1 protein-coding gene is annotated in these 208 nt (G+C 46.6%); it reads left to right on the top strand.

Features of this window, described 5'->3' with window-relative positions; translation table 11 throughout:
* Positions 1 to 208: hypothetical protein (locus E1163_RS29945; protein WP_185155848.1), on the top strand; the 208-nt coding region annotated here is incomplete at both ends.

Here is a 208-nt window from a genome sequence, read left to right on the forward strand (position 1 = left end):
CACGGATGTGGTAGTTAACCCTGAACCGGTAGGCACAATAAGCAATAGTGGGCCTATATGTGCAGGCAGTACAGTAGACCTGACCTTTACCTCGACGGTGGGGACTGATCCCTTTGATATCGTAGTTGATGGAGTAACTTATACAGGTATCACCAGTGGTTCTGTATTCGCGACTTTAACCGAAGGCGTAGATTTTACAGGGAATACA

It is taken from the genome of Fulvivirga kasyanovii (assembly GCF_009711405.1).
Classification (GTDB): Bacteria; Bacteroidota; Bacteroidia; order Cytophagales; family Cyclobacteriaceae; genus Fulvivirga; species Fulvivirga kasyanovii.